18 protein-coding genes are annotated in these 20,298 nt (G+C 74.0%); 12 read left to right on the top strand and 6 right to left on the bottom strand.

What is annotated here, in order from left to right; all coding sequences use genetic code 11:
* Positions 1-216: 216 nt before the first annotated feature.
* The 3 genes from IH25_RS0122080 to IH25_RS0122070 all read left to right on the top strand — a co-directional run bounded on the left by IH25_RS0122080 (position 217) and on the right by IH25_RS0122070 (position 3,696).
* Positions 217-534: a hypothetical protein gene (locus IH25_RS0122080; protein WP_030613170.1), complete on the top strand. Its 318-nt coding sequence runs from the start codon at positions 217-219 to the stop codon at positions 532-534.
* Positions 535-990: 456 nt separating this feature from the next.
* Positions 991-2,148, top strand: coding sequence for a Cmx/CmrA family chloramphenicol efflux MFS transporter (locus IH25_RS0122075; RefSeq protein WP_051754072.1), 1,158 nt, complete (start codon positions 991-993; stop codon positions 2,146-2,148).
* A 102-nt stretch (positions 2,149-2,250) separates the two neighbouring features.
* A complete protein-coding gene (locus IH25_RS0122070) occupies positions 2,251-3,696 on the top strand; it encodes a glyceraldehyde-3-phosphate dehydrogenase (RefSeq protein WP_030613165.1) in 1,446 nt (481 codons plus the stop codon).
* A gap of 78 nt (positions 3,697-3,774) precedes the next feature.
* On the opposite strand, the gene IH25_RS0122065 is transcribed toward IH25_RS0122070, so the two are convergent.
* The 4 genes from IH25_RS0122065 to IH25_RS0122050 all read right to left on the bottom strand — a co-directional run bounded on the left by IH25_RS0122065 (position 3,775) and on the right by IH25_RS0122050 (position 10,137).
* On the bottom strand, positions 3,775-5,718 hold the full coding sequence (locus IH25_RS0122065) for a collagenase (protein WP_030613162.1): 1,944 nt from the start codon (positions 5,716-5,718) through the stop codon (positions 3,775-3,777).
* A 231-nt stretch (positions 5,719-5,949) separates the two neighbouring features.
* The gene (locus tag IH25_RS0122060) at positions 5,950-7,311 is read right to left on the bottom strand and encodes an alkaline phosphatase PhoX (protein ID WP_030613159.1); all 1,362 of its coding nucleotides are present in this window, start codon (positions 7,309-7,311) and stop codon (positions 5,950-5,952) included.
* A 180-nt stretch (positions 7,312-7,491) separates the two neighbouring features.
* Complete coding sequence (locus tag IH25_RS0122055; protein WP_030613156.1) at positions 7,492-8,445, bottom strand: LysR family transcriptional regulator; 954 nt, start codon at positions 8,443-8,445, stop codon at positions 7,492-7,494.
* 804 nt (positions 8,446-9,249) lie between these two features.
* Positions 9,250-10,137, bottom strand: coding sequence for an NAD(P)-dependent oxidoreductase (locus IH25_RS0122050; RefSeq protein WP_030613153.1), 888 nt, complete (start codon positions 10,135-10,137; stop codon positions 9,250-9,252).
* Positions 10,138-10,217: 80 nt separating this feature from the next.
* On the opposite strand from IH25_RS0122050, the gene IH25_RS0122045 reads away from it, so the two are divergent.
* The 4 genes from IH25_RS0122045 (at position 10,218) to IH25_RS0122030 (ending at position 13,900) form a co-directional block, all read left to right on the top strand.
* The gene (locus IH25_RS0122045) at positions 10,218-10,568 is read left to right on the top strand and encodes a winged helix-turn-helix transcriptional regulator (RefSeq protein ID WP_030613149.1); all 351 of its coding nucleotides are present in this window, start codon (positions 10,218-10,220) and stop codon (positions 10,566-10,568) included.
* Positions 10,569-10,669: 101 nt separating this feature from the next.
* A complete protein-coding gene (locus tag IH25_RS0122040) occupies positions 10,670-12,043 on the top strand; it encodes a glycoside hydrolase family 27 protein (RefSeq protein ID WP_245172850.1) in 1,374 nt (457 codons plus the stop codon).
* Positions 12,044-12,140: 97 nt separating this feature from the next.
* Positions 12,141-12,713, top strand: coding sequence for a TetR/AcrR family transcriptional regulator (locus IH25_RS0122035; protein ID WP_030613144.1), 573 nt, complete (start codon positions 12,141-12,143; stop codon positions 12,711-12,713).
* Between the two features lie 17 nt (positions 12,714-12,730).
* Positions 12,731-13,900 carry a GDSL-type esterase/lipase family protein gene (locus IH25_RS0122030; RefSeq protein WP_030613141.1) on the top strand — a complete coding sequence of 390 codons (1,170 nt, stop codon included), beginning with the start codon at positions 12,731-12,733 and terminating at the stop codon, positions 13,898-13,900.
* Between the two features lie 61 nt (positions 13,901-13,961).
* On the opposite strand, the gene IH25_RS0122025 is transcribed toward IH25_RS0122030, so the two are convergent.
* Together IH25_RS0122025 and IH25_RS0122020 are read right to left on the bottom strand one after the other, a co-directional pair.
* Positions 13,962-14,639 (bottom strand): class F sortase, encoded by a 678-nt coding sequence (locus IH25_RS0122025; protein ID WP_030613138.1) that lies wholly within the window; start codon positions 14,637-14,639, stop codon positions 13,962-13,964.
* Positions 14,640-15,248: 609 nt separating this feature from the next.
* Complete coding sequence (locus IH25_RS0122020) at positions 15,249-15,839, bottom strand: hypothetical protein (RefSeq protein ID WP_030613135.1); 591 nt, start codon at positions 15,837-15,839, stop codon at positions 15,249-15,251.
* Positions 15,840-16,142: 303 nt separating this feature from the next.
* On the opposite strand from IH25_RS0122020, the gene IH25_RS0122015 reads away from it, so the two are divergent.
* The 5 genes from IH25_RS0122015 (at position 16,143) to IH25_RS0121995 (ending at position 20,297) form a co-directional block, all read left to right on the top strand.
* The gene (locus tag IH25_RS0122015; RefSeq protein WP_030613132.1) at positions 16,143-17,021 is read left to right on the top strand and encodes an SCO6745 family protein; all 879 of its coding nucleotides are present in this window, start codon (positions 16,143-16,145) and stop codon (positions 17,019-17,021) included.
* A 158-nt stretch (positions 17,022-17,179) separates the two neighbouring features.
* Positions 17,180-18,016, top strand: coding sequence for a fructosamine kinase family protein (locus IH25_RS0122010; RefSeq protein ID WP_037655403.1), 837 nt, complete (start codon positions 17,180-17,182; stop codon positions 18,014-18,016).
* 99 nt (positions 18,017-18,115) lie between these two features.
* Positions 18,116-18,307, top strand: a complete 192-nt coding sequence (gene tgmA / locus IH25_RS0122005; RefSeq protein WP_020938095.1) for a putative ATP-grasp-modified RiPP — start codon at positions 18,116-18,118, stop codon at positions 18,305-18,307.
* A 17-nt stretch (positions 18,308-18,324) separates the two neighbouring features.
* A complete protein-coding gene (gene tgmB / locus IH25_RS0122000) occupies positions 18,325-19,308 on the top strand; it encodes an ATP-grasp ribosomal peptide maturase (RefSeq protein WP_030613124.1) in 984 nt (327 codons plus the stop codon).
* A 101-nt stretch (positions 19,309-19,409) separates the two neighbouring features.
* Entirely contained in the window at positions 19,410-20,297 is an 888-nt protein-coding gene (locus IH25_RS0121995) for a Gfo/Idh/MocA family protein (protein WP_030613121.1), read from the top strand.
* Position 20,298: the final 1 nt, after the last annotated feature.

The raw sequence follows: 20,298 nt of genomic DNA, 5'->3' as shown, positions 1-20,298 counted from the left end.
CCCGCGGGCCACCGTCTCCGCGGGCCGCCCGCCGTCACTCGAACGGTGGACATGCCCGTGTCGGCTCCGGGGGCGGCCCGGGGCGGGGTGGGAGATTACGGAGGCGGTCCGGTCCGCGCTCCCGGCCTCCCGGTCCGCACTCGCCGTCCGCCGTCATCGTCTTCCGTCATCGTCTTCCGTCGTCCCCCCGATCCCGAAGTACCCGAAGGACATCCCATGCGTCTGTATCGTCGTCCGCTCGCCGCCGTGCTCGGCGGTCTCGCCCTCGCCCTGACCGCCGCGGGCTCCGCGCTCGCCGTCGACGGCACCTTCGCCTGGACCGGCCCCGAGGGCAAGGCGTACAGCATCCAGAACCCGCCGGACGACAAGTGCTTCGACATGGCCCAGGAGGCGCGCGGGGCCCGCAACGCGACGAAGAAGACGCTCGTCGTCTACACCGAGAAGCGGTGCAAGGGAAAGGCGACGCGGATCGCCCCCGGCAAGTCGGCGGCCGGCAGCGCCCCCTTCGCCAGCGTCATCTTCAACCCCCGCTGACCCGCACCACCCGGCCCAGGGCCGTACGCCTCCGCACAGCCCCGTACTCCGTCCCCCCATGTGCGCCGCCGGTGAAAACCCGGTGGCGCGCGCCCGGGTCCGCGCGTTAGCGTGCGGGCATGTCCAGCCCCGAGGCATCCAGACACTAGCCACCGGCCGTCCGGTGGCTTTTCGTCGTTCGCAGGCCACCACCGGGCTGCCGTCCTCCGGGTTCCGGACCGGCACGCACCTCTTTCTCTTGTGCCTCCTCACTCGTCCGTGTGACGCGTCACCCCCTGCGGGCGGCGGTGCCGGCCGGGACCGCACGCGATGCCCCGCGCGCTCGGCCGTTTCATCCGTCCGTTCGTTCGTTCGTCTGTCCGTTCGTTCGTTCGTTCCAGGACTACACCGACCGGTCGTGGCCGTCACGGGCTCGCGTGCTCGCTACCCGTCCGCGACACGGTGTGTGGAGTCTTGATGCCTTTCGCTCTCTATCTGCTCGGACTGGCGGTCTTCGCCCAGGGCACGTCCGAGTTCATGCTGGCCGGCCTGGTGCCGGACATCGCCCGCGACCTGGGGGTCTCGGTGCCCACGGCGGGCACGCTCACGTCCGCGTTCGCCGTCGGCATGGTCGTGGGCGCGCCGGCCGCGGCGCTGCTCGGCCGGCGCCGGCCGAGCCGGCAGTCGCTGCTGGTGTTCCTCGCGGTGTTCCTGACCGCCCATGTGGTCGGGGCGCTCACCTCCGACTTCTCCGTCCTGCTCGCGACCCGGGTGGTCGCGGCCCTGGCCAACGCCGGTTTCCTCGCCGTCGGTCTGACGGCGGCGACCGGCATGGTGGCGCCGGACGCCAAGGGCCGGGCCACCGCCGTCCTGCTCGGCGGCACCACGCTCGCCTGTGTGGCGGGGGTGCCCGCGGGCGCCGTCCTGGGCCAACTGCTGGGCTGGCGCTCGGCGTTCTGGGCCGTGGCCCTGGTGTCCGCCCCGGCGCTGGTGGCGATCGCCCGGTCGGTGCCGCGTGGTCCGGCGGCCGGGGGACCCGTCCCGGGCGCGGGCACGGAGCTGCGGGCGCTGCGCCGGCCCGGGCTGCTGTCGGTGCTCGCTCTCGCCGCGCTCGTCAACGGCGCCACCTTCTGCACGTTCACCTACCTGGCACCGCTGGTCACGGAGGTGTGCGGACTCGGGGCCGGCTGGGTGCCGGGGGTGCTGGCGCTGTTCGGCGCGGGAGCGTTCGCCGGGGTGACGGCGGCGGGCCGGCTGGCGGACCGGGGCGCGGGCCCGGTGCTGCCCCTCGCCGGCGCCGCGCTGCTCGCCGGGTGGACCGCGCTGGCGCTGGCCGCCGGACGGCCCGGCATGGCCGTCGCCCTGGTGCCGGTCCTCGGTCTGCTGGCCTTCGGCGTCGGCTCCACGCTGGTGACACGGGTGCTGTACGAGGCGGCGGCCGACGCGCCGTCCCTGGGCGGCGCGTTCGCGACATCGGCGCTGAACGTGGGCGCCGCGCTCGGCCCGGTCCTCGGCGGTGCCGCGCTCGACGGCGGGCTCGGCCACCGCTCCCCGGTGTGGGTCAGCGCGCTGCTGGTGGCCGGCGCGGGGCTGGTCGCCCGCTGCCGGCCGCGACGGCCGGAACAGCCCGTCTGACCCGGGGCGCGGCACCCTGGCGCGGTGGCCTGGAGGGGGCTACAAACCCGTCACGACCATGTGGTTATCATATGAGCGCTGCCTAGCTCGAAAGATGGATCTGTGACTGTCAACGACGACTCGTTCACCAACTGGAAGATCCGCGAAGAGATCGCGGAGTCGATGATCCCGCTCATCGGGAAGCTGCACCGCGAGCGGGACGTGACCGTCCTGCTGCACAGCCGCTCCCTGGTGAACAAGTCGGTGGTCAGCATCCTGAAGACCCACCGCTTCGCCCGGCAGATCGCCGGCGCCGAGCTGTCGGTCACCGAGACCATGCCGTTCCTCCAGGCCCTCACCGCCCTCGACCTCGGGCCGTCCCAGATCGACCTCGGCATGCTGGCCACCATGTACAAGGCCGATGAACGCGGCCTGAGCGTCGAGGAGTTCACCGCCGAGGCGGTGGCCGGCGCCACCGGAGCCAACAAGATCGAGCGCCGCGAGCCGCGCGATGTCGTCCTCTACGGCTTCGGCCGCATCGGCCGCCTCGTCGCCCGTCTGCTGATCGAGAAGGCCGGTTCGGGCAACGGCCTCAGGCTGCGCGCCATCGTCGTGCGCGGCGGCGGCGCCCAGGACATCGTCAAGCGCGCCTCGCTGCTGCGCCGCGACTCCATCCACGGCCAGTTCCAGGGCACGATCACCGTGGACGAGAACAACGGCACGATCGTCGCCAACGGCAACGCCATCAAGGTGATCTACGCCGACGACCCGGCGTCCGTGGACTACACCGAGTACGGCATCCGGGACGCCATCCTCATCGACAACACCGGCAAGTGGCGCGACCGCGAGGGCCTGTCCCGGCATCTGCGCCCCGGCATCGAGAAGGTCGTGCTGACCGCGCCGGGCAAGGGCGACGTGCCGAACATCGTGCACGGCGTCAACCACGACACGGTCAAGCCGGAGGAGCGGATCCTGTCCTGCGCCTCCTGCACCACCAACGCCATCGTGCCGCCGCTGAAGGCCATGGACGACGAGTACGGTGTGCTGCGCGGCCACGTGGAGACCGTCCACTCGTTCACCAACGACCAGAACCTGCTGGACAATTACCACAAGTCCGACCGCCGTGGCCGTTCCGCGGCGCTGAACATGGTCATCACCGAGACCGGTGCCGCCTCCGCCGTCGCCAAGGCCCTGCCCGACCTGAAGGCGAAGATCAGCGGCAGCTCGATCCGCGTCCCGGTGCCGGACGTCTCGATCGCGATCCTCAACCTCCAGCTGGCCCGCGAGACCACCCGCGAGGAGGTCCACGACTACCTGCGCGAGGTGTCGCTGACCTCGCCGCTCAAGCGCCAGATCGACTTCATCACGGCGCCCGACGCGGTCTCCAGCGACTTCATCGGCTCGCGCCACGCCTCGATCGTGGACGCCGGCGCCCTCAAGGTCGACGGCGACAACGCGATCCTCTACCTGTGGTACGACAACGAGTTCGGCTACTCCTGCCAGGTCGTCCGCGTCGTCCAGCACGTCTCGGGCGTGGAGTACCCGACGTACCCGGCGACGGCGGTCTGATCCGCCCGGCCTCGCGTACGTGAGCGGCCGCCGACCGGGTGCGCGGTCGGCGGCCGTTCCGTGTGGGCGGGTGTGCGGTCAAGCCGAGGCCGGCCTGCCGCACGCGCCCGCGGCGCACGCCGTCAGCCACTGGTCGAAGTCGGCGTCGTAGCGGGTGCCGATGCCGTCGTGGTAGACGGCGTACCCGCCGGCGTAGTCTCCGGCGCGGAAGCGGGCGAGCATGCGCCGGACGTCGTCGGGGTGCCGCTCGACCATGTAGCGCGCGGCGAGGTGACCCCACGGATAGGTGCGGGTCACATCGCTGTTGTCGTAGGTGTTCTCGAACAGCGTGCTCAGCCGGTACGTGTGCCGGCCGGCCTCCTGGACCGCCTCGTCATCGGTGCGGCCGCGGTAGCCGTAGGAGACGTACTCGGCGATGCCCTCGATCCACCACACGTCCGGCACCGACACCTGCTGCTCGAAGTCGCCCTTCATGTCGTCACGGGCGTCCAGGAAGTGCGTGTACTCGTGGTTCAGGTTCCAGATCCGGGCCGGGAAACCGTCGTCGGAGGGTTTCTGGTACATGATCGACATGGGCTGGTTGGCGGGGTCCGACGGATCGCCGCCCAGGGTCATGCCGCCGTTGTCGGTGCTGATGCCGTACATCGCGCCGGCGTAGGTCTGGTAGTCGGACCGGCTCGCGAACACCACCAGGCGGAGGGTGGCGGCGTACTGGCCGGGGATCGGCCCGTCGGACCCCACGGCCGAGCGGAAGTAGGCGTCCTGGCCGAGCACGCTGGCGCAGGTGGCGTCGAGGTCGGTGGCCGTCAGCGCCTGGGCGCGGACGGTGATGTGCGCGTCGCAGCGGTGGGTGACCGGCAGGACGGCCTTGTCGAGCTTCCCCGGCAGGTCGCAGACGTCGTAGTAGCCGCAGTGCGCCCCGTCGTAGGCGGCGGCCTGGGTGGCGACGGCCATCCACAGCGCGGCCGTCGGCCCGGTCATCGCGGTACGGTCCAGCAGGTCGCCGGCCAACGGCTGGACCATGCCCCGTAGTTCGGGATGCTCGACGTAACGCGCCAGGTTCATCCCGGCGTTGGAGTCCAGGAAGGCCAGCGCGGTACCGAGCCGGTCGGTGTGGGCCAGCGCGAAGTCGTAGAGGGTGTCGACGATCCGCGGGTCGGCCTGCACCGCCCGCACATAGGCCGGGTTCCAGTTGCCGCGCCACAGCGGGGTGTGGACGTCGTTGACGGCCCGGACCATGCTGTCGACGGCGTCGTAGGAGTCGTCGTAGTCGGTCAGCAGCCGCCGGTAGACGGACAGATAGCGGCCCTGCTGGTCGGCGCTGTCGGTGAGTATCACCGCCTCGCCGAGGATGCCGCCGTTGGCCGCCGTGACGTCCCGGGAGTGCGGCCGGGCGAAGAAGGCGTCCAGGCCGCCGGTGACGGCGGTGGTGAGCCGGGAGGTGTACGTGCCCACGTCCTGCGGGTGGTTGAACTGCGCGTAGTAGCCGGCGCGCAGGAAGAGGACGAGTTGCAGCAGGCCGCCGGAGTTGTCGCCCTGGTACTGCGCGGCGGTGCCGGTGAACGCGTTCGCCACGGTCAGCATCTGGGCCTGCCGGAAGACGGCGCGCGCGTCACCGCCGGAGAGGGCGAAGAGGCTGTTGACGCAGTCCGGTGTCGCGGCCTTCACGTGGGCGACGAGGGCGGAGCCGGTCCGGCTCCCGAAGTCGGCCGGGGCGCAGGAGCCGGCCTTCGCCGTGCGCGGGGCCGGAGGGGTGGACACCGGCTGCCGCGGCGGCAGTTGGGCCGGGTCGAGCCGGCTGGGCCGGATCGCGGGCCGCTCGGTGGCGGCGGTGGACGCGGCGGCCGGTGGCGGTGCGGGACGGTCCGTGCGGGGCGCGGCGGCCGGCCGGGGTGTCGCCGCCTGCGCGGGCGCGGCCGGCGGGCCGGCCAGGGCGACGCAGACGGCGACGGCGACGGCACCGGTGATGCGGCCCGCGGCGCCTCTGGGCACGCGGGCGGGCAGCGCGAAGCGATAGCGCATCGGGGTTTCCTCCACGAAGGGGCGCGCCTCTGTGGGGTGTCGAGGCGTGTGGGGAACTGTCTCAGCGCGCACCGGGACCAACAATGGCGTGTGACATAGCACATGCCACCGCCTCCTCATAACACCGTCCCTGGGACGGCGAGTTGAGAGGCAATGAAGTCCCTCGTGCCGGGACCGGGGGCGTGCGCCTACCGCCCGGCCCGGCACGATCGGGCCGTCAGCCGCCCGTGCTCACCACGGGCCGGTCACGGCGAACGTGGTGCCGGGGGTGTAGCAGTTGACGTACATCGTCGCTCCGCCGGGGGCGAAGGTGACCCCGGCGAACTCCCCCCACTCCGGCTTCTGGTCGGTCCCGGTGTTCTGCCGGCCCCGGGCCAGCGCGTAGACCTCGCCCCGGCGGGTCAGCCCGAAGACGTGCTGGGCGCCGTTGCCGTCCTCGCAGACCATCAGGCCGCCGCCGGGCGCGAGGCAGATGTTGTCCGGGGACTCGCCGGGCAGTCGCACGTCGGTGTCCGGGCCGAACACGACGGCCAGGGTCAGCCGGCGGTGCACCGGGTCGTAGCGCCAGACCTGGCCGTAGTGGTCGGCCGCGGAGCCGTCGGCGCCGCGCGCGAAGGACGACACGAAGTACACGCTGCCACCGCCCCAGTAGCAGCCCTCCAGCTTCTGCGCGTGGGTGATGCCGCCGGGGCCGTAGTCCTGGAACCTGGTCGGTGTGACGGCGGCCAGCGGGTCGGGTACGTCCACCCACTCGATGCCGTCGAAGCGCGTCCCGGTCTCCCGTACGGCCGACAGGTCCGCGACACCGGGCACCCGCATCGCCTGGAGCCGGCCGCCCGCGCGCAGCGAGCCGACACCGCCCAGCGGCCGGCGCGGCAGGAAGCGGTAGAAGAGGCCGAACGGCTTCTGGAACGCGTCCTCCGTCTCGTAGAGGACTCCGTCGCGCGGGTCGATCGCGACCGCCTCGTGCTGGAAGCGGCCCAGCGCGGTCAGCGGTACGGCGCCGGTGCGGTGCGGGTCGGTGGGGTGCACCTCGAAGACGAAGCCGTGATCCTTGGTGTAACCGTCGGTGCCGGCTCTGTCCTCGGTTTCCTCGCAGGTCAGCCAGGTGCCCCAGGGGGTGCGGCCGCCCGCGCAGTTGACGGCGGTACCGGCGATGGCGACCCGCTCGGAGAGCACCCGCTGGTGCCGGTCGAGCGTCAGCGCCGTACAGCCGCCCTTGCCCGCCGGGTCGTAGGTGAGACCTCTGACGGTCGGTACCGGGATCTGTGCGGTCGCCCGGTTCTCGTGGTTGCGGACGAGATGCGTACGGCCCGCTCCGCCGGCGAAGGCGGCCATGCCGTCGTGGTGGGAGGGCACCGGGCCCTCTCCGGAGCGGAGCCGGTCGCCCTCGCGGGACAGCACGGTGTAGCGGAAACCTTTCGGCAGATCGAGCAGGCCGTGCGGGTCGGGGACGAGCGGGCCGTAACCGGTGCGGCCCAGGCCCTGTGCGGCGGCCGTACCCGCGAAGACCTCGGACAGGGCCCCGGTGAAGGCGATGCCCGCTCCCAGGGCGCTCGCTGCGGACAGGACCTGACGACGTGTTGCAGACATACGGCGTGACCTTCCTGCTGGCGGACAGGAACCGTGACCCCGCCGGTCTACCACCTGGTGCGGGCGACGTGAACCACGCGCGGCGCATGTGACCCGCCGTTCGGGGGACCGCGGGTTCTCCCGTCGCCGGGACGGAGGCGCGTACGGGGGTGCGGGGGCCGGGTGACCGGTGGGGGCTTGCTACGCCCCGGCGGCACTCCAGGTGCGGGAGGCCCAGGTGCGCAGGTGGGGGGCCTGGGCGACGAGATCGCGGTAGGCGTCCGTGGCGGACCGGACCATGGTCTCCACGACATCGTCGAAGACGGTGTCCGGCCGCCAGGCGAGCACATAACGGCACCACAGCGGGGAGCCCACCAGCGGCTTGACCACGACGTGCGGGATCGGCCGCAGCGTCGGCTGCACCAGGGACACCCCGAGACCGTCGGCGATCATGCTCTGCAGCTGGGTCTGGTCGCCGAGCCACTCGTGCACGGTACGCGGGGTGAACCCGGCCGCCGCGCAGGCGTCGTAGAACACCCCCGGCCAGCCGGCGCCGTCGTCCGGGGTCACGAACCAGGCGTCCTCGGCGAGGTCGGCGAGCTGCACCTGGGGGCTCTGCCGCAGCCGGTGCCGGGCGGGCAGGGCGACGAAGGTGGGCTCGGTGACGATCCCGCGGTGCCGTACGGCGGCCGAGTGCCGCAGCTCCATGCCCGGGTAGTCGGCGGCGATGGCGGCGTCCACCGCGCCGTCCTCCAGCAGCTCCACGATCCGCGAGGACGCGTAGACGCTGGTGACGGCCAAGGTCAGTTCGGGCAGCCGGGCGCGGACCCGGGAGACCGTACCGGACAGCATCGGCGAGTTGGTCGCGGCCACCCGCAGGGTGCGGCGGGGGCGGGCGGCGGCCGGGCGGTGCCCGATCGCGGCGGCCCGCGCGAGGACGTCCCTGGCCTGTTCGACCACCTCGGCGCCGTACCGGGTCGGCCGGACCCCGCCCGGCCCCCGCTCGAACAGCGGCTCGCCCAAGTGCCGTTCGATGCGCCGGAGCTGGGTGCTCACGGCGGGCTGCGAGTAGCCCAGCTGGGCGGCGGCCCGGCCCACGCTGCCCTCGTCGGCGATCGCGCACAGCACCCGCAGGTGCCGCAGCTCCAGCTCCATCGGTCACTCCCCCGTTCCTTCCCGCGACCGGCCTGGCGGCGGGGCCGGTGCCGGCCCGGCCCGGTGCCCGCGCGCTCCGGCCCGCCGGCACGGTCCGCGCGCCGCCGTCGGACCGTGGGGCCGTGCGAGGTTCGCGCACGGCCCGTGCTCCGCGCACCGCCGGGACCTGGCCCGGCGGCGACCGGCGGCGAACCGGCGACGGCCGGCGGACCGAAGCGTTCCATGGTGTACCGCGCGGCACAAGTCGCAGGTCCGCCAGGGTGTGGGCGGTCGTCGGAAGGGTGCCCGGCACGCCTGGTGGCGGGGCGGCCGGCCGGGGCCGGCAGGTCGCGGGAGCCGGCCGGCGGGCCCGGGACCGGACGCGCCGGCGGCCTGGGGCAGGGCCCCCGGCCCCGGCCGGGTTGGAAGGTCGCGAGGGGCGGGAGAACGCGAGGACGCGAGGGCCGGGAGCCGGGCATGGGCGCACCGGACCCGCCGCCGGGCCGTCGCGGAGTCCGCCGCCGAACCGGTGGGACGGGCGAGCCCGCCGAGCGCGGCGCGGACCACAGCCGTGCAAGGCCACCCGCCGAGCCCGGGCAGCACGCCCCGGTTCTCCCCGACGGACAACACGCCCTGACAGCCGCACCCCGACGGACAACACGGACCGAGTCCCACACCGACAGCCGGCACGCCCCAGCTCCCGCACCATGACAGCCAGCGGGCCCCGACTCCCACCCCGTCGAACAACACGCCCCGACCCCGCACCCCTGACAGCCAGCGGCCCCCGTTCTCGTACCCCCGACGGCCCGCCCCGCCCGCCCCGGGTCAGTGCCGTCCCAGCATCTCCGCCACCCGCATGAACCCGTCCTCGCCGTGTCCGAGCCCGATGACGCGGCGGGCCAGGCCCTCCACCGACCGCATCACGCCCGCGTCGATGCCGTGGGACTCGGAGACGGCGACGACGTGGGACATGGTGGAGACCGCCGAGGTGATGGGGTTGATCCGACCGGAGTAGGTGCCGTCGTCGGCGTCCCGCGCGAACTCCTCGAAGAGGGGCGGCAGGATCGCGGCGATGCCCTGGGCGAACGGGGCCAGTTCCCCGGCGGTGACGCCTTCCGCCCGGGCGATCGCCACGGCGTGCGCGTAACCGGCCATCGCGGTCCAGAAGATGTCGAGCAGCGCGATGTCGAAGGTGGCCGCGCGCCCGATCTCCTCCCCCAGATGGGTGTGCGTCCCGCCGAGCACCTCCAGCACCGGCAGGTACCGCTCGTACAGGTCGCGCGGTCCGCTGTGCAGGAAGACGGCCTCCGGGGTGCCGATGCTGGGGGCCGGCGTCATGATCGCGCCGTCCAGGTAGCCGATGCCGTGGGCCGCCGCCCACTCGGCGGTGTCCCGGGCCCGGCGCGGGGTGTCGGCGGTCAGGCTGACGACGGTACGGCCCTTCAGCGCGCCGGTGACCTCCTCGCGGCGCAGGATCCCGTCGGAGGCGTCGTAGTCGACCACGCAGATGACGGTCAGCTCCGAGGCGGCCACCGCCTCTTCGGCGGTCGCCGCGGCGACCGCGCCCCGCTCGGTCAGTTCCCGGTCCCGGCCGGGCGTGCGGTTCCAGACCGTGGTCCGCAGGCCGGCCTCGACGAACGCGCCCGCCAGCGAACGGCCCATCGGGCCGAGGCCGAGCACGGTGACGGCAGGAAGATTCACGGCTGTAGACATGTTGCGACTCCTGTACATAGTGATCGTGAACAGTGGGCAAGGGCGGCCGGAGGGCCGCGGGGAAGACGAAGAGGACGACGATGACGCGCAGCCGTGCCCAGGACCCGAACGTCTGCGGAGTGACCGCCGCGATCGCCGTGATCGACGGCAAGTGGAAGACGTCGTTGCTGTGGCTGCTGGAGTCCGGCCCGCACCGGCCCGGCGAACTGCGCCGCCGGCTGGCCGGGTTGAGCGAGAAGGTGCTGACCCAGGCGCTGCGCGAGATGGAGCAGGACGGCCTGGTGCACCGGGAGGTGCACGATGTGCTGCCGCCGAAGACCGTGTACTCGCTGACCACGTTCGGCCGCGACCTCGCCAAGGCACTGGACCCGCTGGCCGAGTGGGGCCATCGCCGTCTGGACCGGCTCCGCGTCAGCGAGGCGGCGTCCTGACGGGTCTTCGGCTGTCACCTCCTCGTTCGTTCTCCGGCAGCCCCTGACCTCGGGAAACAGCTTCTCCCGGGCAGCCGGGAGTGCCAAGTACCCACAAAAAAGTGGGTGTCCTGACGCCTGCGCCGCACTCCTTCGCCACCGTCCAGGCCCCCTCCGGCGGCCGTGACCGAGAGGACACCACCGTGGACCGCCCCCTCCCCGCACGCCGGCTGCGGCCGCCGATGGGCTGGAACAGCTGGGACTGCTACGGACCCACCGTCACCGAGCAGGAGGTGCTGGCCAACGCGGAGTTCATGGCCCGCCGGCTGCTGCCGCACGGCTGGGACACCGTGGTCGTGGACATCCAGTGGTACGAGCCGACGGCCCGCGCGCACGGCTACAACCCGGACGCCCCGCTGGTCCTGGACGCCTACGGCCGTCAGCTCCCGGCGCCGAACCGGTTCCCGTCCGCCGCCGGCGGGGCGGGCTTCGCGCCGCTGGCCCGCCGGGTGCACGAGCTCGGGCTGCGCTTCGGCCTGCACATCATGCGGGGTGTCCCGCGCCGCGCCGTGGCCGCCCGACTGCCCGTGTACGGCACGGAGTTCACCGCCGACGAGATCGCCGACACCACCTCGGTGTGCCCGTGGAACACCGACAACTACGGTCTGGACCACGACCATCCGGGCGCCCAGGCGTACTACGACTCCCAGGTGGCGCGGTTCGCCGCGTGGGGCGTGGACTTCGTCAAGGCCGACGACATGCTGTTCCCGTACCACGAACGGGAGATCGCCGCCTACGCGCGGGCCGTCGCACGCTGCGGCCGGCCGATCGAGCTGAGCCTCTCCCCCGGCACCGACGTCTCCCTCGCCCGCCTGGACCACCTGCGGGAGCACGCCACCATGTGGCGCGTCTGCGACGACCTGTGGGACCGCTGGGCGGACGTGGAGGCCCAGTTCGCCCGGATGGCCCGGTGGGCGCCCTGGCAGGGCGAGGCGGGCTGGGCGGACGCCGACATGCTGCCCCTCGGCCGGATCGGCATCCGCGCCGAACGCGGCACGGACCGGCTGTGCGCCCTGACCCGCCCCGAGCAGATCAGCCTGCTCACCCTGTGGCTGATCTCCCGGTCGCCGCTGATGATGGGCGGCGATCTGCCCACCAGTCCGCCCGAGACCATCGAACTGCTCACCAACGACGAGGCGTTGGCCGTGCTGTGGCACAGCACCGGCAACCGCGAGGTGCTCCGCGAGAACGGCCTGGTGCTGTGGACCGCCCGGGACACCGACGGCCGTACCCGCTACGCCGCCGTCTTCTCCCTGGCCGGCGAACCCCGCCGGTACGAGGTGCCGCTCGGCTCGGTCGGCGCCCGCCACGCCGACCGGATCCGCGAGCTGTGGACCCACGCCGACACCCCGCACGACGGCTACCGCCTCACCGTGGACCTGCCCGCGCACGGCGCCGCCCTCTTTCGTCTCGCGGAGGACGGCGGGCGGGAGTGAGCGCGCCGACGGTCTGACCCCTCCTAAAGATTGATCCTGTTTGCCTAAACCCTTTAGGAAGCTTCATACTCCTCTCCGGCAGACAGGAGAGAAGATGATGGCGCGTGCGGGCCTGACCACGGAACGGCTGGTCCAGGCCGGGGCGGAACTCGCCGACGAGGTTGGCTTCGACCAGGTGACGGTCTCGGCGCTGGCCCGGCGGTTCGACGTGAAGGTCGCGAGCCTGTACTCGCACCTGCGCAACTCCCAGGACCTGAAGACGCGGATCGCGCTGCTCGCCCTGGAGGAGATGGCCGACCACGCCGCCGAGGCACTGGCCGGCCGGTCCGGCAAGGAGGCCCTCACCGCCTTCGCGAACGTCTGCCGGGACTACGCCCGCGCCCACCCCGGCCGCTACACGGCGGCCCGCCACCCGCTGGACGACGCGACGGCGGCCGGCAGCGCGGGCGTCCGCATCGCCCAGCTGAACCGGGCCATCCTGCGCGGCTACGACCTCGCCGAACCGGACCAGACCCACGCCGTACGCCTCCTCGGCAGCGTCTTCCACGGCTACGTCAGCCTGGAGACGGCCGGCGGCTTCGCCCACAGCGCCCCCGACTCCGAGGAGTCCTGGGCCCGGATCCTGGACGCCCTCGACTCCCTGCTGCGCAACTGGCCCGCCCGCCCCTGAGACCCCTGGCAGACACGATGCACACCATTGACCTCACCGCCGGCCTGATCCGCGGCGCCCTCGAACTGGAGCGCACCGCGCGCGGGCTGCTGCCGCACCGGCTGCCCGCCCGGGCCCGCGCCCAGTGCGCCGACCCGCAGCTGGCCCTGGCCGAGTCGCAGCCCGCCGGCGTACGGCTGGCCTTCCGCACCCGCGCCACCGCCGTCGAGCTGGACACCCTGCCGACCAAGCGCGTCTACACCGGCGCGCCGCCCCGCCCGGACGGCGTCTACGACCTGCTCATAGACGGCCGCCCGGCCGGCAGCGCCTCCCTCGCCGCGGGCGACACCCTCACCATCGACCTGGCCACCGGCTCCGCCGAGCACCGGCCCGGCCCGGTGGGCACCGTGCGCTTCGCCGGTCTGCCGGACACCGTCAAGGACGTGGAGATCTGGCTGCCGCACAACGAGACCACCGAACTCGTCGCGCTGCGCGCCGACGCCCCCGTGGAACCCGTACCGGACCGGGGCCGCCGGGTGTGGCTGCACCACGGCAGCTCGATCAGCCACGGCTCCGACGCGGCGAGCCCCACCACCACCTGGCCCGCGCTCGCCGCGTCCCTGGGCGGGGCCGAGCTGATCAACCTCGGGCTGGGCGGCAGCGCGCTGCTCGACCCGTTCACCGCCCGCGCCCTGCGCGACACGCCCGCCGACCTGATCAGCGTCAAGCTCGGCATCAACGTGGTCAACACCGACCTGATGCGGCTGCGCGCCTTCGGCCCGGCCGTCCACGGCTTCCTCGACACCGTCCGCGAGGGCCACCCCGACACGCCGCTGCTCGTGGTCTCGCCGGTCCTGTGCCCGATGCACGAGGACACGCCCGGCCCCACCGCCATGGACCTGGCGGCCCTGGGCGAGGGGCGGCTGCGGTACCGGGCCACCGGGGACCCCGCCGAGCGCGCGGCCGGCAAGCTCACCCTGGCGGCCATCCGCGAGGAGCTGGCCCGGATCGTGCGCGAACGGGCCGCCGAGGACCCCCGGCTGCACTACCTGGACGGCCGCGAGCTGTACGGCGAGGCCGACTTCGCCGAGCTGCCGCTGCCCGACGGCCTCCACCCGGACGCCGCCGGCCACCGCCGGATCGGCGAACGGTTCGCGGCCCTGGCGTTCGCCCCGGACGGGCCCTTCGGGACCGGCCCGGCCGCCTGACCGGAACGCTCCCGCGCCGAAGGGCCGGGAAGCACCGGCGCACACCCCCGGCCCCGGCGGTTCAGACCAGGTGGGCGAAGACGACCAGGTTGTCGGTGTAGTCGCGCACCGTACGGTCGTAGTCCCCGGCGCAGGTGATGAGCCGGGCCTCGGGGCGGTCGGCGTCCGCGTACACCCGCTCGCTGGGGAAGTCGTCCTTGGCGAAGGTCTCGGTGCTGTCGACGACGAACTCCGCCGTACGGCCGTCGGCCCGCTCCACGGAGAACCGGTCGCCGGCCTCCAGCCGGTCCAGGTTGGCGAAGACGGCCGCCGAGGTGACCGTGTCGACGTGCCCGGCGATGATCGCGGTGCCCCGCTCGCCGGGCGAGACACCGTCGGCGTACCAGCCGACGAGGTTGGTGTCGGCCGCGGGCGGCGGCTCCAGCTGGCCCGAGGAGCCGAGGGCCAGGGTGGTGAAGGGGGCGTCCACGGAGATCGCCGGGATGCGCAGCCGGGTCGGCGCGGACCGGGGCAGCGCGGACCGGGGCGACGCCTCGTCCGGCTGCCGGGGGCCGGCCGAGGCGGCGGCGCCGGCACCGGAGGACCTGGGCGGCCCGGGCTCACCGGCCGGCTGGTGACCGCCGAACAGGCTGACGGCGAGGAAGACCGCCGCCACCCCCCACAGCGTCAGCCGCCCGCCGAAGCCGGCGGGCCGGTCGTCCGCCGACGCCGTGGAGGTCGCGGAAGGATCTGCTGCCATCGGACACCACCTCACTCGGGCACGGCAGCACGGGTATCGGGTCGCTGAGAACACCGGCGCCGCTTCGACCCGCACCGAAGCGGCGCGGTGGCGTGTGCGGGCGCGGTAACGGCGGCGGATCGCCGACGGGCGCCGTCGCGGTCGGGGGCGGGCAGTGGCGGGTCCGGCGGGGTACGTGCTGCCGACGGAACACCGCCGCGCACGGAGGCGGACAGTGGCGGTCCCCGCACCGAGCGGCAGATGGGGCCACCGCCACGCGCGGAAGCGGACGATGGCGATCCGGGCGCCGTACGGGCAGTACGGGCCGCCAGCGGAGCACCGTAGCGCGGAGGCGGGCAGTCCCGGTTCCGGCGCGGTACGGGAGGGCCGGGCCGCCGACGGGCGACCGGCACGCGGAGGCGGGCAGGCTCCGCGCGCACCGGCACGGCGGGCCGCTGACGAACCACCGGCGCGCGGAAGCGGGCCGTGGCGGTCCCGACGCGGTACGGGCAGGGCGGGCCGGCAGTACGTACCAAGGTGACGGGGTCCGGTGGGGTGCGGGGGCGCGGGCCGCCGGCGCGGGCGGTGCGCCGGCGGTGGCCGCAACCCCTGGCGCACGGCGGCGACCCGTCAGGACGCCGGGCCGGCGGCCTTCTTGCGGCGCAGCGTGTACGCGCCGGTGGCGGCCACGGCCAGTACGGCGAGACCGCCCGCGGTGACACCGGGCGTGGCGAGCGCGCCGCCGCCGGTGTGCATGCCGCCGCGCGGCTTGTCGCCCTCGTCGTCCTCGCCCCACTCGCTCTTGCCGCTGCGGCCTCCCTTGCCCTTGCCGCCGCCCTTCTCCTCCTTGCCGCCGCCTTTCTCCTCGCCGTCGTCGTCCTCGCCCTTGTCGCGGTAGCTCTCGGGGTCGAACCTGCTGTCGTCGCTCTCCGAGCCCCAGCCGCCGCTGCGCACCGCGGCGAGCGCTCCGCCACCCGTGTGCATTCCGCCGCGCGGTCCGTCGTGTTCCCCTTCGCTGTCACGCTTGTTGCCGTAGTCGTTGTCGTCGTCGCTGTCGGATCCCTTGTCACGGCCGGAGTCGCTGTCGTGCTCCTTGCTGTACGAGGAGTCGTCACGACCGCTGTCGTGTTCCGCCGGAACGGCGAACGCGGCTCCGGGCGTCGCGAAGGCGAGGGCGGCCGTGGTGGCCGCCGTCGCCAGGAGCATGCGGGCAGAGCGCATAGTGATGTCCTTCCGCCGTGACCGAGCAGCGGATACCTCATCAGCTGGATGACCCGGTCCCGACATGAACCACCGTCAGCGAGGCCCCCGGCGCCCACCATCCGGGCCGTCCAGCCGGGTCACCATGCCACCCGTCTGCCTCAGCGCGCCCGCTTGGCGACCCCTCGTCCGGGTCAATCCCCGGCGCGTCCCGGTCGGCGCCGGCCCCCTTGTTATGACCGGCGTCATAACGCAGGCTGGTGCCGACAGCACGGCCGTACGGCACGAGGACCGTACGGCGGGCCGACGCGGCGGGAGGAAGCGGTGACGGACGGAAGGGCGCGCGCCCTGTGGGAGCGGTACGAGCCGGTGCACGACCTCGTGTACTTCGCGCCGGAGGCGCACCGGGCGGCGGACGCCCTCGGGCTGCGCGGGTTCTGGATGGGGTACTTCGCGCTGCGCGCCGCCCCGCTCGGCGCGGCGTCCCCGTCGGTGGTGACGAGCTGTTTCTACGTCTTCCATCCCTCGCGGGTGGCCCGGGCGCTGCCGGACGCCTGGGCGTACGCGACTCCGGAGGAGGTGCTGGCGGCCCGACTGGAGGCGATGGACGCGGCGATGTCCCGTCTGTTCGGGGCGGCCGTCGTCGGTGACGCCGCCTTCACGGAGGCCGCGGACCTCGCGTGGGAGGCCGCCGCGGCGGCGGACACCGCGGGCAGGGTGCTGGGCGCCGCCAACCAGGCGCTGGACCGTCCGAAGCGGCCCGCCGCCCGGCTGTGGCAGGCCCTGACGACCCTGCGCGAGCACCGGGGCGACTCCCATGTGGCGGTGCTGGTCGGCCTGGGGCTGGGCCCGGTGGAAGCCATGGTGCTCAAGGCGGCGGCCGGCGAGTCCGACGGGGACTTCCTGCGCGAGACGCGGAAGTGGCCCAAGGAGGAGTGGGCGGCGGCCGAGGCGCGGCTGCGCGCGGATGGCCGGCTGGCGGGGGACGGCTCGCTCACGCCCGCGGGCGCGGCCCTGCGGGCGGAGACCGAGGCGCTGACCGACGCGGCGGCCGAGCGGCCCTGGACCGTGCTGGGTGCCGAGCGGACCGAGCGGCTGGCCGCGCTGCTGGAGCCGATGGCCGGCGCGGTGGCGGAGTCGGGGCTGTTGCCGGCCGGCAATCCGGTGGGGGTGACCCTGGGGACGCAGCCCCTCGGGCGCTGAGGTCCCAGGGCCGTCGGCAGCGGCTCGGGACGCGTCGCCGGTGACCTCATCCGTTTGCCCGGCATCAGTCGTATCAGTGGTTGAACTGCCTGGCGAGGAACCCTTGTTGGGGGCCGTACCCTGGGGCCGTGGTCAACCGTGAAGAGGATCCAGGACAGGTGGCGTCCCGGCTCACCGGGCGCACCGCCACCGGGACCCGGCCGTCGTCCGGCTCGCCCGCCGAGGTGCTGCTGGACGACGGGACACCGGTGATGGTCAAGCGGGGCGACGGCCCCGGGGCGGTGCGCGCCGAGGTGGCGGGGCTGCGCTGGCTGGGTGCCGCGGGCGCGGTCCGGGTGCCGGCCGTGCTGGGGCACGACGAACACTGGATGGTGACCGAGCGGGTGCCGACCGGCTCCCCCGGCCCCGGGGCGGCGCTGCGTTTCGGCCAGGCCCTCGCCGCCCTGCACAAGGCGGGCGCGCCGCACTTCGGGGCGGCGCCGCCCGGCGGGCCCGAGGACGCCCGCATCGGCCTGGCCCCCATGCGCAACGCGCCGGGCACCGACTGGGCGCCCTGGTACGCCGAGCACCGGGTGCTGCCGTATGTGCGCGGCGCGGTCGACCGCGGCACGCTCCGCCCGGCCGAGGCGAGCGTGTTCGAGCGGGTCTGCGCGCGGCTGCCGGAGGTGGCGGGTCCGGCCGAGCCGCCCGCCCGGCTGCACGGCGACCTGTGGAACGGCAATGTGCTGTGGGGCGCCGACGGCGAGGTCCGGCTCATCGACCCGGCCGCGCACGGCGGACACCGGGAGACGGACCTGGCGATGCTCCGATTGTTCGGCTGCCCGCACCTGGACCGGGTGCTGGCCGGCTACCAGGAGGCGGCTCCGCTGGCCGACGGCTGGCGGGACCGGGTGAGCGTGCACCAGCTGTTCCCGCTGCTGGTGCACGCGGTGCTGTTCGGGCGCGGGTACGCCGAACAGGCCCTGACGGCGGCGCGGGAGATCCTCGCGCGGTAGGAGTCCACGGCGTTCTCCGAGCCGTGGTCACGGAGAGTGAGGAAACCAATCACTCGTTCGCTTCGTATAAGGACGTGAAAGCCTAATCAGGGAGAGACCATGCAACCGTTCACGCTCAACTACGCGCGCCCCGCTGTGCAGTTGGACGTCACCACACCGTACGCGTACGACTCCGGACTGCAACTGAACGTCCTGCCGGACGGGCGGATCGCCGCGACCGACCACGCGACGCTGCGCGCACTGGGGACCACGACCTCGACCGCCGGTTCCAAGACGCACTTCGACGACTGAGCCGCGGACCCCCACAGATGACCGTACTCATCCTGACCAGTGAGGAAGACGTGACGGCGGACATGGTGGTCCTCCGGCTGGGCGAGGCCGGCGTGCCCGTCGTCCGGCTCGACCCCGCCGATCTGACCAACGGGGTGGCACTGTCGGGCGAGTACGTGCGGGGCGCTTGCCGGGGGCATCTGTCCGTCGGCGGGCGCCTGGTGAGCATGGACGGTCTGCGCTCCGTGTGGGTGCGCAGACCGGGCACCCCGGCCGCCCGTGCCGCCCAGCCCTCCGCCTGGCTGACGGAGGAGTCGTCGCAGGCGCTGTACGGCATGCTGCGGTGCGGTGACGCCCGCTGGATGAACCATCCGGACGCCGCCCGGCGCGCCCGGCACAAGCCCTGGCAGCTGGGTCTGGCCCAGCGCAGCGGCCTCGCGGTGCCGGCCACCCTCATCACGACGTTCCCGCAGGCGGCGCGGGAGTTCGCGGAACGCTTCCCGGACCTGGTGGTCAAGCCGGTCTCCGGGGCGCATCCGCAGGAGCCGCCCCGGTCCGTGCCGACCAGCCGGGTCGCGCCGGACACCGACTTCACGGCGGTGGCCTACGGCCCGACCCTGCTGCAACGGCGGATCGCGAAACGGGCCGACATCCGGCTCACCGTCGTAGGCGACACGCTGCTGGCCGCCCGCAAACCCGCCGACCCGGACGCCCACCCGGACGACGTGGACGTCCGTTTCGCCCCGTCGGTCTCTCCCTGGCTGCCCGCGGACGTGCCACCGCGCGTCGCCGAGGGTGTGCTGCGTTACATGGCGGATGCGGAACTGGCGTACGGAGCCTTCGACTTCGCGGAGGACGCGGACGGCGTCTGGTGGTTCCTGGAGTGCAACCAGTCCGGGCAGTTCGGCTTCGTGGAGATGGACACCGGTCAGCCGATCGCCGCCACCATCGCCCAGTGGCTGGCGGGGCAGGGATCCACGGGTGGCGGGGGTGCGCGGGGCGAGCGCGGCACACCGTCCTGAACCGAAGAGGCGGGCACCGTCCTGGAGAGGCAGGCACTATCCCCCAGAGGCGGGGCACCATCCCGCAGAGGCGGGGAACGGCTGTGAGAGGGGAACGAGACATGCGCATCGGACTGCTGGGGACGGGCCCGTGGGCGCGGGCGACGTACGCTCCGGCCCTCGCCGGACATCCCGGGCTGCGGTTCGCCGGGGTCTGGGGCCGCCGGCCGGAGGCGGCCACGGAGCTGGCCGAGCGGTACGGGGTCGCCGCGTACGCCGACGTGGACGCGCTGCTGGCCGACGTGGACGCGGTCGCGGTGGCCCTGCCGCCGTCCGTGCAGGCGGAGCTGGCGGTGCGGGCGGCCGAGGCGGGCCGTCATCTGCTGCTGGACAAGCCGCTGGCGCTGTCGGCCGCCGGGGGACGGGCCGTGGTGGAGGCGGCGGAGCGGGCCGGGGTGGCGTCGGTGGTGTTCTTCACCACGCGCTTCCAGAAGGAGCCGGATGCCTGGATCGAGGAGCAGGCCGCCGTGGCGGGCTGGTTCACGGCGCGGGCGCACTGGCTGGGCGCGGTGTTCACGGGCGACAGCCCGTTCGCGGCCTCGCCGTGGCGGCGGGAGAAGGGCGCGCTGTGGGACGTCGGCCCGCACGCCCTGTCGGTGCTGCTGCCGGTCCTCGGCGACGTACGGCAGGTCGCGGCGGCGGCGCACGGCCCCGCGGACACCGTGCATCTGGTGCTCGACCACGCCACCGGCGCGTCCAGTTCGCTCACGCTGAGCCTGACGGCCCCGCCTGCGGCGGCCGGGGCCGAGGTGGAACTGCGGGGCGAGGCGGGCGTGTCGGTGATGCCCGGGAGTTCCGAGTCGGCGGTCGCCGCGCTCTCGCGGGCCGCCGACGCGCTGGTGCGGGCCGCCGGGACGGGCCGCCCGCACCCCTGCGATGCCGCGTTCGGTCTCCGGGTCACCGAGATCCTGGCCACGGCTCAGGCCCGGCTCACCTCCGCCAGGGGGTAGG

Origin of the sequence: Streptomyces achromogenes subsp. achromogenes (assembly GCF_000720835.1) — a bacterium.
GTDB lineage: Bacteria > Actinomycetota > Actinomycetes > Streptomycetales > Streptomycetaceae > Streptomyces > Streptomyces achromogenes.
The sequence above is the reverse complement of the archived record's forward strand: the minus strand, read 5'-3'. Positions and strand labels throughout refer to the sequence as shown.